We start from the raw sequence: 18752 nt of genomic DNA on the forward strand, positions 1-18752 counted from the left end.
TACACTTGTTGACATGAAGGCCTTCACGTCGCGTTTTTATAGGTATAAAGATAGCGCTTACCTCCTTAGGTCCTACCTATTTTTCTATCAATGTCCTCTAAGCAATCCGCCAAATAAAAAACGCAACCCCTCGAGGTTGCGTCGTGTTTATATATGGTGGCGCCTAATTTTTCTACTAACTTGATGCCCTATCCATAACCGAACGGATGCTTTTTGTACTCTAAGGGGCTTGAACCGACTCTATTTTTGAACACACGACTAAAATAGTACTGGCTCTTATACCCTACCTTCACGGCCAGATCCCCGATTTTGATATTCGGCATTACGTCATCCAGAATCTCCTTCGCCTTCGATATCCGAAGCTCGGTGACATAGTCAAGGAATGAAGCACCGATTTCTTGCTTCATACGCTTGCTAAGATAGGTTTGGTTGATATGAAATAGCGCTGCTACTCGAGTAATAGACAGCTCCGGATCCTGATAATGACTGTCAATATACTCGGTCACTTTTTGGATAAGCACTGTTCCATCCCCTGTATACCCGGGAAGCCCCAGCTCCTTATCCACCCTGCTTTCATGTGAATGCAAAGGATATTTTGCCTGAAGATGCTCATCGATCCGATGAAGCAGCTTGTTCAGATCACTCTTCGGCACAGGTTTCAATACATAATCGAATGCTTGCAGTTGCACGGCTTGACGCGCATATTCAAAGTTATCGTAGCCGCTGATGATTACAACCAGAACCGACGGACAGCGTTCGCGCAATATATTTATCAGATCGAGCCCATTCATATTCGGCATGTTGATGTCCACAAGACATACATGTGGTGGGGCTTCCTCCACCATATTCAATGCTTCGTTTGCACTTTTCGCTTCTCCTGCAACTTCAAAAAGATACGAACTCTCCTCAATGTATCGTCGCAAGCCTTTGCGAATGATCGTTTCATCATCGACGATGACAATCTTCCACATCTTCATTCCGCTCCCCTTCCAAAGGTATTCGAATGACCATAACAGTAATGCCATCTTCGCTCTTCACTGCAAGGCCATATGGCACCCCGTAAGCTAGTCGAATGCGATGGTTTACACTGTATAACCCAAAGCCTGTGGCAGAACGATCATATTTATCATCAATTAGGGCTTGATTTATCTGTTCAAGCTTCTCTTCAGGAATCATAACCCCATTATTTTCAACATTAATGACCAAATAATCTACCTGTTTATATGCTGTGATCGAAATTTTGCACTTTTGATCCCCAAGTGGCTTAATCCCGTGATAAATCGCATTTTCCACCAACGGCTGCAGCATGAAGCGAACGACTTGGCACTGAGCAAGCTTTTCATCATATCGAAGCTCGTAGTCCAGAATCTCCTCATATCGCACGCCTTGAATATGAAGATAACTCTCGACATGGTACAACTCCTGATCAAGCAGAATGTAGGGACTGCCTGTGCCAAGCCCTAATCGAAAATACGCGCTAAGCGCTTCCACCATCTCCACCACATTGTCTGCTCCATGTTCCATTGCCATCCACTGGATCGTATCCAATGTGTTGTATAAAAAATGCGGCTTGATCTGCTCATGAATCAGTCTGAGTTCCATCTCCTTTCGGTCCTGCTCCACAGCGTATAATTGAACAAGCATGTCATTGAAGCTTCGCCCAAGATCGCCGATCTCATCCGAGCGCGTAACATCTGCTCGTATGGTTTGGTTGCCGTTCTGCACATTTTCCATTACCTGGCGAAGCGACTGAATTGGACGAATAATGGAAGAAGCAAGCAGCATCAGAAAGACGATAAACGCACTACCGATAAGAACGCCTACCAGTAATGCAGTCCGCTGGGTTTTGATCACCGCGAGCGATAGACTTGAATTTGGTACTTCGAGTACTAGCTTCCAGCCTTCCACATTTTGAATTGGAGCCTCAAATACACTCATGTTCTTCTTATCTGCTGCATCCTCCGCTCCATCTCCTTCACCCAGCTCTCTGCAATCGATGATAAGCTGGCCTGACTGGTCATATAGCATTACATCTTGAGCAATCTCCTTCATCTTCTTGACGGAGACGGCTGCGGCAATATAAGCTACCTCATCATTCACCGATGGATTCACGCGATAGAGAATGACGACGATTTCGGCTGCATTCGCTTTGGATACGATCGGATTGCTCACCACATAATTGGAATCTGAATTCAGCAGTTTTCGATAGTAGGGTCGGTTTAATATCGAAAAAGGCTTGTCCCTTACTGACCAGGAATTTCCGTGAATATCCACCACGCGTATGGATTCGTACTCTACTTGCTTCTTCGCCTCAAACTTATCGATCTCTTGCAGCAATTCATCTCGTGTCCAATGATGGTCCGAAGCTAGAGAAGCAAGCATGTCTATCTCTCCGATGCGCTGATTAAACCAATAATTGATCTGGTCGCTGCGTGCATTAACCACTTGCTGCGTTAAGTTCTTATTCAAAGGGACAACCGTATGGTTCATCTCCAAATATATTGTTACAAGCAATGCAACGAACAGCAGCAAGAAGCAGCCTCCTGCGATTAACGTAATTTTTAAGTGAATTGATCTCATTGTAATCATAGCCCTTCACAATATCCGTTTCTTACATGCCCGAAAAAGACAAAAAAACGCTAATCTGTGCAAATACATAATGCTGTACTAAATCTATAATAGGTCTTGTGCATATTTTCACATGAAATAACATTCATGTCTAGGCTAGAGATAAAGGATTTGCCTAGCAAATCTTCCTCTCCCTAATGTATGTAACCAATTCACAACAGAATGAAGGAGATATTATGCGAACTCACACGAAAAAGCTGTTATCTATTCTACTAGTCCTCAGTCTTATGTTCACGCTTGCTGCCTGCGGCGGTAAAGACGCAGCACCCGCTGCAGATGCAAACGGAGTTCAAGTCTTTGAAGGAGTTGGGCATGGTAAACATGGCGATATTAAAGTACAAGTTTCCTTATTAGATAACAAGATCACTGACATTAAAGTAACAGAGCATAAGGAAAATGAAGTACTTGCAGAACCTGTTTATACGCAGCTCAAGCAAGATGTCATGGCAACTAACAGCGCAAAAGTTGATGCCGTTAGCGGATCTACGGTTACAAGCAAAGGATATCTCGAAGCCATTCAAGATGCAATTACGAAGTCTGGACTTACCCTTGTCGCTGGCGCTGCAGTCAGTAAAAGCAAAGACAAAGAAGAAGCCGAGCAAACCTATGATGTTGTCGTCATCGGTGCCGGGGGTGCTGGCTTTAGTGCGGCTATCGAAGCGAAGAGCGCTGGAGCTAATGTAGTTCTGCTCGAGAAAATGCCAGCTGTTGGCGGCAACACATTGATCTCCGGTGGTGAGATGAATGCGCCGGACAACTGGGTTGAACGTGCTCTTGGCATCACAGATGACACGGCTGAATTATTCTATAATGATACGATGAAAGGCGGAGACAACCTCGGGGATCCAAAGATGGTTCGTATTCTTGCCGACAATGCTCTAACATCTGCCGAATGGCTGCGCGATGATATCAAGGTAGAGTTCTTACCTGATCATCTGTTCCAATTTGGAGGCCATTCCAGAAAACGTGCGTTGATTCCTGTAGGTCATACAGGGGTTGAATTGATTACTAAGTTAAAAGCCAAAACAGACGCTGATCAAATCACGATCAAAACGAATATGAAAGCCGAAACCTTGCTGAAGGATGAAAGCGGCAAAGTAACCGGTGTAACTGCGACTTCGGGTACTGGCGACAAGATCACATTCCATGCGAACAAAGGCGTCATCATCGCTACCGGTGGTTTTGGATCCAATGTAGAGATGCGTAAAAAGTATAACCCTAAAATGGATGAAAAATATATGTCTACCGATACACCAGGATCTACAGGTGACGGTATCGTTATGGCAGAAACGATTGGCGCCAAACTGACAAATATGGAGAGTATTCAAACGTATCCAATCTGTAATCCTGAGACAGGTGTTATTTCCCTGGTTGCAGACTCCCGCTTCGATGGTGCGATCCTGATTAACCAAGAAGGCAAGCGCTTCGTTGAGGAATTAGAACGTCGTGACGTTATTTCTAAAGCAATTCTTGCCCAAACGGGTGGATATACGTATCAATTATGGAATCAAGGCATTGAGGATATTGGTAAAACGATCGAAGTTCATCAAGACGAATACGATCAGCTCGTTAAACAAGGCTTGCTCTTTAAAGCCGATACGATTGAAGAGGCGGCTGATTTCTTCAAAATTGACGTGAACACTTTGAAAGAAACGATTAATAAAGTAAATGATTATGCGAAAACAGGTAAAGACCTTGATTTCAAACATCGCGGTGGATTGAAATCTCTTGAAAAAGGCCCTTACTACATCGAAAAAGCTGTACCATCCGTTCACCATACAATGGGCGGCTTGGTGATCGACGAGAAGACTCGCGTATTGAATGAAAAAGGCGAAGTCATCCCTGGGCTGTTCGCTGCAGGTGAAGTAACAGGGGTCATTCATGGTGCAAACCGTCTTGGCGGTAATGCCATCGCTGATATCTTCACATTCGGCCGGATTGCAGGCAAACAAGTTGTAGCAGAGTAATCTTATGATTGTGTAACTGCTCTATTAATAAGTTAGCCTTAAAAAAATGCAAGATAGTTTGTTGAGTGCAGGTTGACTGCTAACTTTCAAGCTGCCCTCTATGACATAGCAAACCGCCCTGTAAGCAACATTGCGAACAGGGCGGTTTTTTATGATGAAGCCTAGAGGCTACGCTCGTCTAACTCGCGGCTCTTTTATCGTTCTCCGTTAGTGGAATTAATATTGTCCAATTATTTAGTGTCTACTTGACAAGAGTTCCTCACCAACAAAGCTACCGATTCTACATGCACTGTATGCGGGAACATGTCCACCGGAGTTACCTCCACTGTCTTATACCCGCCATCTTCGAGCACCCGCAAGTCCCTTGCCAGTGTCGATGGATTACACGATACATAAACCACACGCTCCGGCTTCATCGCCAGAATCGTCTCCAAAAGTCGTGGATCGCAGCCCTTACGCGGAGGATCGACCACAATAACATCTGCCGTAATCCCCTGCTCTTTCCAGTTAGGGATTACATCCTCAGATGCGCCTACCTCAAACACCACGTTATCCATACCATTCAAAGTGGCGTTCGCCCGTGCATCCTCAATCGCCTCACGTACAATCTCTACACCGTAGACCTGTTTAGCATGCTGTGCAAGGAACAATGAAATCGTCCCGATGCCGCAATAAGCATCTATAACAGTCTCGTTTCCCGTAAGTCCTGCATACTCTACCGTCTTACCGTAAAGAACTTCAGTTTGAGCCGGGTTAACCTGATAAAAAGAACGGGCAGAAATCGCGAATTTCACATCGCCGATATAATCGTAAATAACATCGTTCCCCCAAAGGGTACGTGTTGTATCACCGAAGATTACGTTCGTCTGCTTAGTATTCACGTTCTGGCAGATGCTTGTAACAGCTGGGATTTCACGGCGGATCTCAGTGATCCATTCGTCCAGATGTGGGATGCGTTCGCCATTAGTGACGAGTACGAGCATCATCTCACCAGTACGGAAGGCTTTCTTTACTACGACATGACGCAGTAAGCCTTTGCCGGATTCTTCGTCGTAAGCAGTAATGCCGCGTTTCCGTCCGATTTCTTTCACCTTGCGCACAACGTCATCGTTATCTTCATGCTGAATCAAGCATGTTTCCATATCGATGATCCGGTGGCTTCCCCGCGCGTAAAAGCCACCCACAAGGCCGCCTTCTGTTACGCCGATCGGCACCTGAGCCTTGTTGCGATATCGCCAAGGCTCGTCCATGCCCAGTGTTGTGCGGACGAGAATGCCCGCTGCCTGATCCGTTCCAGCGTCTCCGCCACCACCACTCACCCGGAGCTTCCCAATCCGCTCCAGGTTGTCCACCACCAGCTGCCGTTTCCACACCAGCTGAGCCGCATAGTCCATATGCTGCAGCTGACAGCCGCCGCATTGGTCATAGATCTCGCAAGGCGCCGCGATGCGGGCGCTGCTCGCCTCTACTAAATTCAGCAGCTTGGCGTAGCCATACTGCTTCTTGGTCTTGAGCACCTTTGCCCGGACCTTCTCTCCGGGAAGGGCTCCCTGCACAAAAAGGGTAAAGCCTTCTACGCGGCCTACCCCTTCACCTTCATGGGTCATGCCGATAATATCGAGCATAACCTCATCATTTTTACTCACAGGCAGTCCGGCGACAGGCGCCTTGCCGACTGGGCGGCTGGTGCTGCGTCCACTGCGGTGTTTACTCATTATTTATAGTTCACTTCTTTCATTATCATCGCTGTATAAACCCAATTAAATGCCTTCACTCATTATCATAACTATATATCCCACAATCATCTACAATCGCTCTTAGCTTAGTTATTTTCAGCAAAAATCCGCAAATGCTGTGGCAAAATCCGGAATCGCCCTGGCAATTCTCCACCCAGTTCGCCATCCAAGTTCAATTGGACATGTCCTGGAGAGATTACATCCATCGCATCCGTACGGAAATAAATAACCTTCTTATCATTCAAATGTTCGCCACGAAGAGCCAATCTGACCAAACGGACAAACTCTGCCAGGTTGCATTTTTTAACCGCTATAACATCTAATAGACCGTCATCGATCCGAGCGCCGGGAGCAAGCTTTTCGAAGCCGCCAACAGAATTCGTATTTGCAATCAGGAACAGCATGAACTCATCATGAATAACTTCCTGCCCATTGGCACGAATGATTAGTTCCTGAGGAGATAGGCTGACCATTTTTTCAATACCTTTTAAATAGTACGCAAGCTGCCCAATCATGGTCTTCAGCTTACTAGGAACTTCATATGTCAGTTCGGTTAGACTACCGCCGCCTGCTATATTAATAAAATAACGGTCATTTGCCTTACCGATATCAATCGGACGTGTCTCTTGGCGAATGATCAGATCACAGGAATCTTCCCAGTTCTTCGGGATCCCCATTGCACGTGCAAAATCATTAGTAGTACCAAGCGGCAAAACGCCGAGCGGGGGAAGATTAGGCTTCTCCGCCATACCATTTATAACCTCATTTAAAGTGCCATCGCCACCGGCTGCTATGATCAAATCATAACCGCGTTCTACTGCATCTGCAGCAGCTAGCATAGCATCGCCTTCTCCGGTTGTTGCATGGCAGGTAGCTTCAATGCCACCAATATCCAGCCGGTCCAAAATATCGGCGAGCCGCTTCTTCATTTCTTCCCGTCCAGAAGTGGGATTATAAATCAATCTCGCAGTTTTCATTACCGGAACGCCACCTGTTTTTATAATAGAATAACCTAATTGATTATACCTAATTCGGACCACTACAATCAATGTTAAAGGCCCTTTCATGCAAATATTCCATTATACAGCAATTAATGACACTAAGTTTAGAGAAAAACAACTATTTATATGTGTATGCAACAAATCCCGTATTATCCACAGATGTGGGCACTTTTTTTATGATTAAGTGTGCTCAAGGGTAGGTGCTTTATCGTTTCATTCGAATCTGTTCGAGGAGTGTCTCTACCTGTCTCTCAATCCAATGCGGAAGAAGGGGATGGGGCAGAAGCGTTTGACCAGAATACTTATAGGTTAACCCTTTAAGTCTGTTAGGAACCACATGCTTAGTAAAATAGCCTTCACTCAAAAAAAGCGGCGCCACCAGAACCTCGTGACCCTGCTCTTGCCAATACTCTACCTTGCTTCTTATACTATCCGGACTCAGCAGACCATAGTCGGCCGCCGCTACGCCACTTACCTCACGTACACGTCCCGCCAGCGAAGATATACCTTTCTGCCAGCGCTGCTGGAAGCCATCATATACACTGCCATGGCCCACAAGCAAAATCGTCTCTCGCTTCGGTTCCGTAGACAGCTCACGTAGCTTGTCCCAGATCATTACAACGATGTCTGGATCATCGTCGATAGGATAACCGTAGTGAACTTTAGCCTTCACTGAGAACAGCGCTAAATCCGTCTCACGTTCAGGCTCAGGTTTGGCGCCAAGTGCATATTCTATCTCATCGACATGTGTGCTTCCTGAGGAAACGAACAATGGGATCACAATAATATCTGTGATCCCTGCGTGTTCCAGCTCATTTATTCCATCTTGAATCAGACGGCCCTCTACCAGCTCTAAAAAAGAGACCACAACAGGAATCTCTTCACCTAGCGATAATCCGCTTACGGCCTCCTCTACGATTGACACCCAAGCCTTATCGCGAGAGCCATGACTGATAATAAGTACGCCCGGTACCATAAATTAGCGTCCCAAACGTTCCAGCGTTAATTTATATCCGTCATTGCCATAGTTCAGGCAACGTTTTACACGGGAAATCGTAGCTGTACTTGCACCCGTCTCTGCTTCGATCTGGTTGTAGGTGGAGCCTTTGCCGAGCATACGCGCTACTTCCAGTCGCTGCGACAGCGATTGAATCTCGTTCACAGTGCACAAATCATCAAAGAACACGTAACATTCTTCCATATTTTTTAACGTTAAAATAGCTTCAAATAATTGGTCGATACTTTTATCATTCAACTTCTTAAGTTGCATCAGCTTTTCATCCCCTAAAAGTTCTATCAGCATTAGTTTCTCTAATTAAGCTCCGTACAAAACTAGCTCCGGAAACATAAACCTCATGCGACTATCCTGCCTTTACTATATTGCACTGGAGCGCATTTTTCAAGCATTAACGATTTCACGCTGTAAAGAGTGAAATCGATGGACAAACGTCCACCCGTGGCGCACACTCAATATGTATCAAACTACGTTTGTTTCTTCCTACATAAGAAATAGCACCTACACTATAGTACTACATAAGCGCCGAAAATCAAGCATGTACACGCTTTTTTCACTTCTTAAAGACGATTATAGGCATTCGCCCTTTTCCGCTCCTATCACGGGTAACCCGGGCATTCGTCTATACCGTATGTTCGCCCATGACATACAGTATAGCAAACCACTAACAAAGGAATGTGATATTATGCCTGATCATTACTATAATCATTCCCGCCGGAACCAGCGTTCACTGACCGATACTTATAATGCATCTGCTTACCCCGGGCTCAGTCCATATGCGCCTTCATCCCCCCCAGGAGAGAGCGGAATCCTTCCCGCTTTAGGAGCAGAAGCTGCCACTGAAACAGCTCTAGCGCTTCCTGCTGCTGAAGCTACAACAAAGGCAAGCGGCGGGCTTGCCGGATTGCTTAGCGGCTTAGGCGGTTTAGGCGGCGGGGGCGGAATCGGTGGGAATATGGAGCAAATCAAAGGTATCATCGACCGAATGGGCGGTATTGACGGGATCGTAAACTCCATGGGTAAAGTGCAGAAAGTGATGTCCGGCTTCCAGCAGATGGCTCCGATGGTTAAGCTCTTCATGGGTAGCTTCGGCAAAGGAAAAGGAGCAGCAGGCGCACTGGCAGCCGAAGAGGATGCCGCACTGTACAGCCCGAGTCGGCGCAAAAAAAGACGCTCCACCTCCGGGCGTCGTAAATCTACTACAACCACACGCCGGCGCTCTACTCCCTCTACCGGAAAACGTCGCCGCAAATAGCGGTGACGTTTTATTTTTACTTAAACCATCCACTACGCCGGAACCATCTGAACATGCTAACACCCACCACCAGCATAAACAGCAGAACGCCAAAATACCCATACTTCCATTCGAGTTCAGGCATCACTACAAAGTTCATCCCATAAATTCCGGCGATCAGCGTCAGCGGCATGAATACGGTGGTGATTACTGTTAGTGTTTTCATGATCGAATTCATCCGGTTGGAGTTAAGAGAAATGTAGCTGTCACGTAGATCCGCAGTCATTTCTCGATCCGCCTCAATCATATCCGACAGTTTTAACAAATGGTCATAGATATCGCCAAAATAAATCCGTTCCTCACCGTTGCTCTGGACATGCTGCGAATTCACGATCCGGTACATCAAATCGCGCATCGGCACAATCGTCCGCCGCATCTTGAGCAGCCTTCCGCGCACATTAAACACTTGGCTCATCAAATCCTCCACCGACTCACTGCCGCCATTGCTCTCCAGATCCGCAAGCTCGTCCTCTAAACTATAGAGGCATGGAAAATACTTATCTACCAGCTTGTCCATTACAGTATATGCAGCCGCCATCGGACCACCCGACCAGCCTTTACGACTATGTATTTCACGCTTCACCTGCTCCCAAGCTTCATTCATCTCTGTTTTTTCCTGATGATGATAGGACACGAGGTAATTCGCACTCAAAAAAAGGTCAATCTCTTCAGCATCCAGCGTCTCTTCATTCAGCGCATGCAGTACAAAAAACTGTACTTCCTCATAATGATCCAGCTTCGGCCGCTGCAGCACATGCATACAGTCCTCAATCGCCAAAGGGTGAAAATGAAAATAGTGATCCAGCAGCAGCGTCTCCTCTGCCGAAGGTGTAGCAAAGTCTGCCCATATCCATGCATAATCCTCCCGCCGGATATCCTGCAAAGGTATGTCTGTCAGCACCTCACCTGTATGCGTCACCGCAAGTGTACGTATCATAAATAAATGTTCCTCCGCTTCATCTTCTTCCACGCATCTATTGTACCGCAAGAAGTGGAGTCTTCCAAAAATAACAAAAAAGAATCTCAGCCGAGAAGTCATAGCTCTGAGGTTTCATTATTCTATAGCGTCCCATTCCGGAAAGGATGGAATACTCTTTAGTAAGTTTCGTTCATCCTCTTCTCCCTCTGATCATTCGGCTCATTGTGTATATAACGATGCTCCTCAGATGGCGGGGATAGAATGATAGAGTAGATAGGGTTGGGTTGGGTTGGGTTGTCACCGTAGTTAATTTAATCAAATCGTATCAAGTGATTTGTTTAAGGATTAGTTAGTTTAAATTCTAACCGCCGCCTAGATTCGACAGATGCACAAATAGCTACGTCCAGACATAAGCTCATACGCACCTTATCCAAGCTTTAACCACTCTCGGTTGTACGGCTAGACTCTGCAAATCCGGGGCATTTATACCCCTCTTTATGCTTATACGAAGATATTTCGCCAACTCAGGGGCATTTATACCCCTCTTTATGCTTATACGACGATATTTCGCCAATTCAGGGGCATTTATCCCCCTTTTTATGCTTATACGACGCTATTTCACCAATTCTGGGGTATAAATGTCCCTCTTTTCCCTTCTTCGTCGCTATTTTTTCAATTCTGGGGTATTTATGCCCCTCTTTATGCTTTTTCGACGTAAATTAGCTAATTCTACGGGACTTATACCGCTCTTTCCCCTCCAATCGCCGAATCCCGTCAATTCTACGGGATTTATACCGCTCTTTCCCCTCCAATCGCCGAATCCCACCATTTCTACGGGATTTATACCGCTCTTCCACCTCCAATCGCCCAATTCCCTCATTTCTACGGGATTTATACCGCTCTTTCCCCTCCAATCGCCCAATTCCCTCATTTCTACGGGACTTATACCGCTCTTCCCCCTCACCACCCAAACAACAAAAAAAGATGTCCGCAGCCAAAGGCTAACTGACATCTTTTTATTAAAGGGATTTAAAAAATGATTTTGAAAATCAGACCGGCTAATACCGCACTGATTGGAATCGTAATAAACCAGGTAACTACAATACGTCCAGCTACTCCCCATTTCACGGCAGAGAAGCGTTTCGCAGAGCCAACACCCAGGATCGCTGAAGTAATCGCATGTGTGGAGCTGACTGGCAAATGAAGCAGTGTTGCCGAGAAAATAACGGAAGCCGCGGAAATATCAGCCGCGAAGCCGTTGATCGGCTCGATTTTGAAAATCTTCGTACCCATGGTCTTGATAATTTTCCAACCACCAATGGAGGTACCGAGTGCCATAGCCGTAGCCGCAGCAACCTTAACCCATAGAGGGATTACATCCATAGTCTCTTGGCGTCCTGATGTAACGAGGGCAAAGGTAATGATCCCCATCGCCTTCTGCGCATCATTCGTACCATGAGTAAACGACTGTAATGCCGCCGTCACAACCTGCATGGAGCGGAAGCCCTTGTTAACCGTATGTGGACTACGCTTTGCAAAAATCCATTTCAGGACTGTCATGATGATATAACCGATAACAAATGCAATAATTGGCGAGAAGATCAAGCCCTCGACAATTTCCACAAATCCGCCCCAGTTAATATGCGACGAACCTGCACCCACATATACTGCACCAGCCAAAGCGCCGATCAGTGCATGAGAGGAGGAGGACGGAATTCCGAGCCACCAGGTGATCAAATTCCAAATAATCGCAGCAATCAGCGTGGCTATTATGATATCCAGACCATTTTCCAACAACGTGGGGTCTGTGATACTTCCGCCAATTTTCTTAGCTACACCTGTAAACATCAAAGCTCCGACAAAGTTCATCAGTGCCGCCATAATAATAGCTGTTCGAGGTTTTAACGCACGTGTAGAGACAGAGGTAGCAATCGCGTTGGCCGTATCATGGAAACCATTAATAAAGTCAAACGCAAGCGCGAGAAATATAACAATTCCAAGAATCCATATCGATGTTTCCATATTCTAGTACCCCTTATGAGTTGCGCATGATGATCGATTCCAACATGTTGGCTACATCTTCACATTTATCTGTAGTGGTCTCGAGTCGCTCATATAATTCCTTGCGCTTAATCAGCTCAATCGGGTCCTTAACGGTTTCAAATAGAGCTTTGGTACAAATACGAAGGACTTCGTCCCCTTGATTCTCAAGGTCATTCAAACGGATCGTATATTCACGAATGGCCAGCAGCTTCTTCTGGGAAAGCAAATGAACCGCTTTTTGGATTTCATAAGCACACTGACGAAGGATTTCGGCAAATTGTACAATGTATTCATCCGGGTCAAGAAGGTTGTACATATAGAAACGTGAGGCAGATGCCTCCAAGCCATCAATGACATCATCCATGCTTGTAATCAAGTCCATAATGTCGTCACGCTCAAGTGGCGTAATGAACGTCTTGTTCAATTCCTTAATTACGGTGTGCGTGTAAGTATCACATTGGGATTCGTACTTCTTCATCTCTGCAGCGAAACTATCGACATTATTCTGGAGATCAGTGATATTCTGAGCAAAATAATCTGCAGCTTGGACAATGGTATCCGCCATATTTTCCAGCGTCTCAAAGAATATGTCCTTTTTTCTCAACTTCATTGTTTTAAACCCCTTTACATAATATTACCGTGAGTACAGAGTCACCCATATGTAAAAAGCATGAAAATGAATGACAACCCTTGTTATCTTAACATATCCGTAGAAGGTATAGAAGCTATAGAAATGAACTTTTTTACACTCTATTAACACTTACCCATAATTCCGAACACAAATCTGTATAACACTGGATATTCCGACTTTCTTAGGTTGCACTATCTGCTCCGCCGTATACCACATGACTGCTAAATGAAGGTGAATTAGGGACAACCAAAATATGGGTGATTCCTGGATACATTAGCTCTTCTTTACCATCCTTCACAAACCGAATCACATCACCTGGCTCACGCGACCATCTGCCCTTTGTGACCTGTCCACGCTGAAAGAGCAGCGCTTCACCACCAAGCTCCACGTCAACCTGAAGTCTTCCAACATCATCAAGCACTTTATGATCGGAACCCATCACCATCACATTTGCAGCTTCTACTGGCTTATTGTTATTCAGATCCAAATGTGGTTTACCATTCACGTAACGCTGATAAGTCTGGAGCTGAGTATCGTATTTATAGTCAATTTTATAGCTTTTAAGTAAGAAGTTTACGCTAAACTCAGCGGCCTGTTCTCCGCCTGCCGGTATGTAATCTGGATTGTTAAAAAGATACCCTGGCACCTTCACACTTTTCTCATAACCCAACTTCTCGGCACCTTCCCGCAGCTTCGCTGCATTACTGTAGAGATTATGAGGGGCTTTACGTGCTTTGTCCCGCCAGAAATAAGCTCCGGCACGACCGATTTCGTCCATATCTGCTTTTTTCTCTTTTTGCAAAATAGCATAAGCCGCGGGGCTCCCCCCGGCATGCACCGTCACACCACCGTAGCTCTCGCCAATATCGAGCAGATAAGGGCGAATACTGCGAATCGGTCCGATTTTGACCACTCCGGTATGACTTTGAAAAATACCAATCAACCGCGTAATGCCACCTTCAGCAAGGACCTCATATAAAATATCCGCTTCACTCACCCCCGACTGTGGCCGGGCCGCTGGAGCATTATTAATCATAACAGCTAAGGGACGTGGGAGACTGTTTTCAGAAACGGGAAGACCTGTTAATCCGGAAACGAGTTCAGCAGATGGATCTGCTGTAGGCGATGGCTGGATCGTTTCAATTGGAGCGGGATCTGCTGTAGGTTGCTGTGTCGGGGCAATTACATTATTTGCACTCTCTGTTCCGCAAGCGGAGAGCAATAGGGTACTTAGTACAAGGGCAGATAATAGACGGGAAGAAGAGCAGTTTACTTTCATAAGCTTGTAGTTCCTCCTAAACGTTTTATGTATCTTAACTGGTTTCTTCCATTTAATCACAGCCAGTCCCATTTGTCTTGATCCGCTTGCATCAAGTGTAATCGACTTCAGCGTCCTTATTAGGACAATATACGTTTAAGCGAGAAATATAAGGATAATGCATAGCGTGAAACTTTTACTTTCTTATATTTAAAAAAAGGGCACAGCCGATCTCCGGCTGTACCCTGCGTGTATCTTATCCATTTAGTCTAGCTTCCAGCAATTGAGGCTTAATGTCCCATATTGATACGCTTGAAATATTCGCTCTGCCTTCCTGCTGCCATCCGCTGTTCCCATCGTATAAAAGAGAGGTGCGAAATGCTCTCTTCCGTAAGATGGAACCGCATCACGAACATGCGGAGCTTTTTTCTCATAAGCAAACAGTGAAGGTAAATCCCAAGATTCTAACCCCTTGGCAATCCACTCATCGAATTCAAGCGCCCACTCTTCAGGCTGATCACTTTCATTAAGCATCCGCAAATTGTGAACAAGTCCACCGCTTCCTATCAGCAGTATGCCTTCGTCACGCAGAGGGGCTAACATCCGCCCGATATTGTACTGTTCCTTGGGAGAACGTAGTGAATCGACGGATAAAGCGACTACCGGAATATCGGCTTTCGGAAACATTTTTTTCAGTATTACCCAGACTCCGTGATCGAGTCCTCGCCCCAGAACGGGCTGATGTGAAAGATTGTTACCCTTAAAGAGCTCGGAAATCCGCTTAGTTAGAGCTGGATCGCCTGGGGCTGGATAGGTCAGCGTATACATTTCTTCAGGAAATCCGTAGAAGTCGTGTTGTGTTTCGTGCTTCTCATCCATGGTGAGTAGCTGTTCTGGGCTATCCCAGTGCGCTGAGAATACTACTATACCCCGTGGTGCTTCTAGTTCTTGACCAAGCCGCTCCAGAAAACGGGTATACTCGTTATCCTCCAGTGCGAGGAGCGGAGAACCGTGCGCGATAAAAAATGACGGTAATTTCATAGGATGCCAACCTCCATAACCCAGTATATGGTGTGCATCTTTATTTTACCGCTAATTTCAAGTTATTGCGAGCAAAGTCCATCACCTATATCATCCAATTTTGCCACTCTGTCTGCACATGCTCCTGTTCGTTCATCCACTCTCTTGTCCGCTTAAGCAGCTGCTGCTGTGCTGGCCCAGAAGAAAAGGTATGATCACCTTGAAAAATGATCTCTTTATCGCATCGTCCCTCAGGACGTGTCCAGAATAATTTCTGGTAAAGGAATGCATAATCCACGGGGATGACATCGTCAGACGTACCATGAATGACGAGCACATCACCACTGAATTTACTAGCCTCTTGGAAAGGCTGGAAGGCCGCCAAAGAATTGAAATATACCGGTGTGAATGAGTAGCCCACGTAATCCGCCGATCCATTCTTCACCGAACGGTCATACGCCTCCCGCCCTACGATCTTCACAATATCATTGAAGGGGTAACCCACGGAGGCCCACAGCACGAGATTCTTCACGCGGCGATCACGAATACTTGTCAGAAGCGCAACCGCCCCACCCAGACTGTGGCCAATAAGCGTCACACGCTGTGGATCCACATCGGCAGAGCTAATTCCGTAATCAAGAACCGCTCTAGTCTGAGCGATCATCGACTCCATATCCTCACCGCCGTAATTACCACTGCTCTCGCCGCAGCCCGCATAATCAAATCGAATGACCATATACCCATCTTGCGCCAGCTCACGAGCTGCTTTGACAAATATCCGATCGACTCCAATCCGGTTACCCACAAATCCATGGCAGATTACAGCTAATGGCAATCTGTCCTTGCAACGTGTGGAAGTTCCCTTCTCTTTACTCGGATAATGGATGCTCGCTGTCAATTCTTCGCCGTTATGCCGAATTACAATATTCCGTTCCATTGCCGTAACCTCCTATATTTAATCATTATTTTAATTTATTAGAATTCCGATTAACTTAGTGTGAATTATATTCTTATTATAAAGATTTCGTTCATATTGTCAACAGAAACGGGACAGATCTTAGTAATTTGCAAGAGCAAATTCGGAGTATAAACCGGAACGTCAAACAGCCAGTCTCCAAAATAATGAAGACTGGCTGTTTTTCAATCGTATGATGAGCTTCCAGGGTCGTCAATCAATCATAGCTGTCGTTAAACATCTCATGGGTCTCTTGACTGCCTTCCCAATCCTTAAGCGCACCCTCTGTTGCTGGTTCTTCTGTGGAATTCCACATGCTGAATCCATCAGAGCCGCCCCAATCGCCCATTGAATGATTGGGCGTAGGCTCGAAACCGTTGCCCATGACACTGTCCTGTTCTTTCTTGTTCTCATGTTCCATAAAGCTCCCAACCTTTCCCAAAGCTATATTGATCAAGCAACAACATTATCAGTGTTCACTCTTATAAAAGGATTATGCATAGGAAAATAGAAATGCTTGTCCTTGCGCTGACCTGTCAGGCAAACGTATACTCTAGGTTAAAGACTATACCGATTAACACTACTGGAGGTTTACATCCCTATTATGAAAGTGAAAGATATGATTAAGGAAAATAACGCCCTGCGTGAGCAGATGACGCCTTTCAATCGATCCTATTTTGAAGATATGATCCTGACGATGCGCGCCAGTAGGGTAGAAGCTCTCCGCGCTGAAGAACTTTTACTGGATGCAGCCAAGCTGCTTCTGAAAGAACAAAAAAAAGGTAAAAACGCTAAACAGGTGTTTGGCGAGAATCCGGATGATTATTTTAAAGAGATCATAGACAGCGTTCCCACACGCTCAGCACGCAGCAAATGGAACTATTACTTGATGATTCCCTGCGCGGCTCTAACCTGTTTGTTCGGGATCTTTGCTATAGGTGGACTCTTCTTGCAATGGACTAACGGATCACCTGGGATGTTCGGAGAGATTAGCCTCTTCACCCTCTTCGCTGTTGGGGCAGGTTCCATTATCTTGATAGAACTTATTATGAAATGGTTAACCTCCTTGTCTGAGGGGGATGCACCTAAAGCCAAGCCCTTTGATATCAAGGGCCTTGGCGTCTATATCGGAATCGCCGTAGTTGCCGTATTCATTGGCTTGTACCTCGACCGATTGTTTCCGGTCATTGCTTTATCCCCGTGGGTAAGCTTAATTGTTTCCCTGATTGGGGCAATTGGACTAAAGTTTATATTTTTTAGAAAATAAAAGTCATGCTCCACCCATATTTCATCCGATAGACAGGGGGAACTTTCATGAATAAGAAGCAATATATTCTCTATTCTGTTCTAGCAGTAACATTGGGACTAGGCGCGGTACCTATAGGAACGATTCAAGCTGAAGGCGCTGCCAGCCCTCCTGTGGGAGGCACTAAGGCAAATGCTTTGACAGCAAACAATAATCATGCGGAGGCTATCTATAAAGCAGCATTGCCGCTGTTGTCTTCCTCTAACAAGTTACCCGAAGCTATTAAATATTTGAACGCCAATATGTATGCGGTAGGTTCGTATCGTGCCACGATAATGACACTAAAGCTTGAGAATTTGCACAAGGCGGCGCTTCCGGCGTGGGAGAGCAAATTCAGTACCAGCAATGTCCAGCGGAAGCTCACCGCCATCTATAAGGCTGGCGCTAGTATGAAGACCCTTGCTGATGCCACAGAAGATCTCACTCTGCGCACACTGCTGAAGAGTGCCAGCGAAAATGGATATAAACTGGAGACCGCGGAAGGCACTTTTTTCCCGGTGATCGATTATGAGGCTTACCGCAAATATAAGCTTTATGTCACTGACGATATCAGCGCGTATCTATCCATTATGGCTACGGAGTCTGATCTGCCCTCCTCCAAGGATAACGGGCTGGTCATTGGTTGGACCGATGTAGCTGCGCGAGCACTATCTCAAGAGCAATTTATTCAAAATCATCCGAAATCGAACCGAATTTCAGCTGTGAAATCCTTATATTCTATCTATGTTAACAATACGTTTTACGGCCAGAATAACACGCCCCTTTTCCATTATGACAATCTTGAAATGGACTTGGAGGCGCAGAAAGCCTACTCTAGCATTCTCACCAAGAATAAAGACAACAGCCCATTCCTGCAGAAACTAGATGGCTTCATGAAATTGATGAAAGACAAAGATTATAAATTAACAGATGAAGTCGAACAATACCGTAAGACTGAATTACCTCTCTAGTATGATCTACAAAAGGCCCGTCCCCATTC

At 45.7% G+C, this 18752-nt stretch carries 18 protein-coding genes; 4 read left to right on the forward strand and 14 right to left on the reverse strand.

Translation table 11 applies throughout. The features are described from left to right. Positions 1–188: 188 nt before the first annotated feature. Both ACQKMP_RS27415 and ACQKMP_RS27420 read right to left on the reverse strand, forming a co-directional pair. Positions 189–977: a response regulator transcription factor gene (locus tag ACQKMP_RS27415; protein WP_427472082.1), complete on the reverse strand. Its 789-nt coding sequence runs from the start codon at positions 975–977 to the stop codon at positions 189–191. After that, positions 946–2532 carry a sensor histidine kinase gene (locus ACQKMP_RS27420; protein ID WP_427472084.1) on the reverse strand — a complete coding sequence of 529 codons (1587 nt, stop codon included), beginning with the start codon at positions 2530–2532 and terminating at the stop codon, positions 946–948. The genes ACQKMP_RS27415 and ACQKMP_RS27420 overlap by 32 nt, the downstream gene beginning before the upstream one ends. 272 nt (positions 2533–2804) lie before the next feature. Here ACQKMP_RS27420 and ACQKMP_RS27425 point away from each other — a divergent pair, with 272 nt between their 5' ends. Next, positions 2805–4595, forward strand: coding sequence for a flavocytochrome c (locus ACQKMP_RS27425; RefSeq protein ID WP_427472086.1), 1791 nt, complete (start codon positions 2805–2807; stop codon positions 4593–4595). Positions 4596–4825: 230 nt separating this feature from the next. On the opposite strand, the gene rlmD is transcribed toward ACQKMP_RS27425, so the two are convergent. The 4 genes from rlmD to ACQKMP_RS27445 all read right to left on the reverse strand — a co-directional run bounded on the left by rlmD (position 4826) and on the right by ACQKMP_RS27445 (position 8602). Further along, positions 4826–6310 (reverse strand): 23S rRNA (uracil(1939)-C(5))-methyltransferase RlmD, encoded by a 1485-nt coding sequence (rlmD, locus tag ACQKMP_RS27430; RefSeq protein WP_427472087.1) that lies wholly within the window; start codon positions 6308–6310, stop codon positions 4826–4828. 107 nt (positions 6311–6417) lie between these two features. After that, positions 6418–7308 (reverse strand): diacylglycerol kinase, encoded by an 891-nt coding sequence (locus tag ACQKMP_RS27435; protein ID WP_042184783.1) that lies wholly within the window; start codon positions 7306–7308, stop codon positions 6418–6420. 229 nt (positions 7309–7537) lie between these two features. Then, positions 7538–8308, reverse strand: a complete 771-nt coding sequence (locus tag ACQKMP_RS27440) for a sirohydrochlorin chelatase (RefSeq protein ID WP_427472089.1) — start codon at positions 8306–8308, stop codon at positions 7538–7540. A 3-nt stretch (positions 8309–8311) separates the two neighbouring features. After that, complete coding sequence (locus ACQKMP_RS27445; RefSeq protein WP_019913624.1) at positions 8312–8602, reverse strand: YerC/YecD family TrpR-related protein; 291 nt, start codon at positions 8600–8602, stop codon at positions 8312–8314. A 430-nt stretch (positions 8603–9032) separates the two neighbouring features. Here ACQKMP_RS27445 and ACQKMP_RS27450 point away from each other — a divergent pair, with 430 nt between their 5' ends. Continuing rightward, complete coding sequence (locus ACQKMP_RS27450; RefSeq protein ID WP_149647572.1) at positions 9033–9602, forward strand: tyrosine protein kinase; 570 nt, start codon at positions 9033–9035, stop codon at positions 9600–9602. Positions 9603–9618: 16 nt separating this feature from the next. On the opposite strand, the gene corA is transcribed toward ACQKMP_RS27450, so the two are convergent. From corA to ACQKMP_RS27490, 8 genes are all read right to left on the reverse strand, one after another. Next, positions 9619–10578, reverse strand: coding sequence for a magnesium/cobalt transporter CorA (gene corA, locus ACQKMP_RS27455; protein WP_379425762.1), 960 nt, complete (start codon positions 10576–10578; stop codon positions 9619–9621). Between the two features lie 701 nt (positions 10579–11279). Next, positions 11280–11474, reverse strand: a complete 195-nt coding sequence (locus tag ACQKMP_RS27460) for a hypothetical protein (RefSeq protein WP_427472093.1) — start codon at positions 11472–11474, stop codon at positions 11280–11282. Between the two features lie 115 nt (positions 11475–11589). Beyond that, positions 11590–12582 carry an inorganic phosphate transporter gene (locus ACQKMP_RS27465; protein ID WP_042184776.1) on the reverse strand — a complete coding sequence of 331 codons (993 nt, stop codon included), beginning with the start codon at positions 12580–12582 and terminating at the stop codon, positions 11590–11592. A gap of 13 nt (positions 12583–12595) precedes the next feature. Next, positions 12596–13213: a DUF47 domain-containing protein gene (locus tag ACQKMP_RS27470; protein ID WP_042184774.1), complete on the reverse strand. Its 618-nt coding sequence runs from the start codon at positions 13211–13213 to the stop codon at positions 12596–12598. A gap of 202 nt (positions 13214–13415) precedes the next feature. After that, entirely contained in the window at positions 13416–14513 is a 1098-nt protein-coding gene (locus ACQKMP_RS27475) for a DUF3048 domain-containing protein (RefSeq protein ID WP_427472096.1), read from the reverse strand. Positions 14514–14756: 243 nt separating this feature from the next. Continuing rightward, the gene (locus ACQKMP_RS27480) at positions 14757–15533 is read right to left on the reverse strand and encodes a DODA-type extradiol aromatic ring-opening family dioxygenase (RefSeq protein ID WP_427472098.1); all 777 of its coding nucleotides are present in this window, start codon (positions 15531–15533) and stop codon (positions 14757–14759) included. Positions 15534–15618: 85 nt separating this feature from the next. Beyond that, positions 15619–16449, reverse strand: a complete 831-nt coding sequence (locus ACQKMP_RS27485; RefSeq protein ID WP_042124053.1) for an alpha/beta hydrolase family protein — start codon at positions 16447–16449, stop codon at positions 15619–15621. 235 nt (positions 16450–16684) lie between these two features. Next, the gene (locus ACQKMP_RS27490) at positions 16685–16888 is read right to left on the reverse strand and encodes a hypothetical protein (RefSeq protein WP_042184766.1); all 204 of its coding nucleotides are present in this window, start codon (positions 16886–16888) and stop codon (positions 16685–16687) included. Between the two features lie 183 nt (positions 16889–17071). Here ACQKMP_RS27490 and ACQKMP_RS27495 point away from each other — a divergent pair, with 183 nt between their 5' ends. Continuing rightward, positions 17072–17734, forward strand: coding sequence for a DUF1129 family protein (locus ACQKMP_RS27495; protein ID WP_427472100.1), 663 nt, complete (start codon positions 17072–17074; stop codon positions 17732–17734). Positions 17735–17781: 47 nt separating this feature from the next. Beyond that, entirely contained in the window at positions 17782–18723 is a 942-nt protein-coding gene (locus tag ACQKMP_RS27500) for a hypothetical protein (RefSeq protein WP_339244726.1), read from the forward strand. Positions 18724–18752 lie beyond the last annotated feature (29 nt).

This window comes from Paenibacillus sp. NPDC101420 (assembly GCF_050277435.1).
Classification (GTDB): Bacteria; Bacillota; Bacilli; order Paenibacillales; family Paenibacillaceae; genus Paenibacillus_AQ.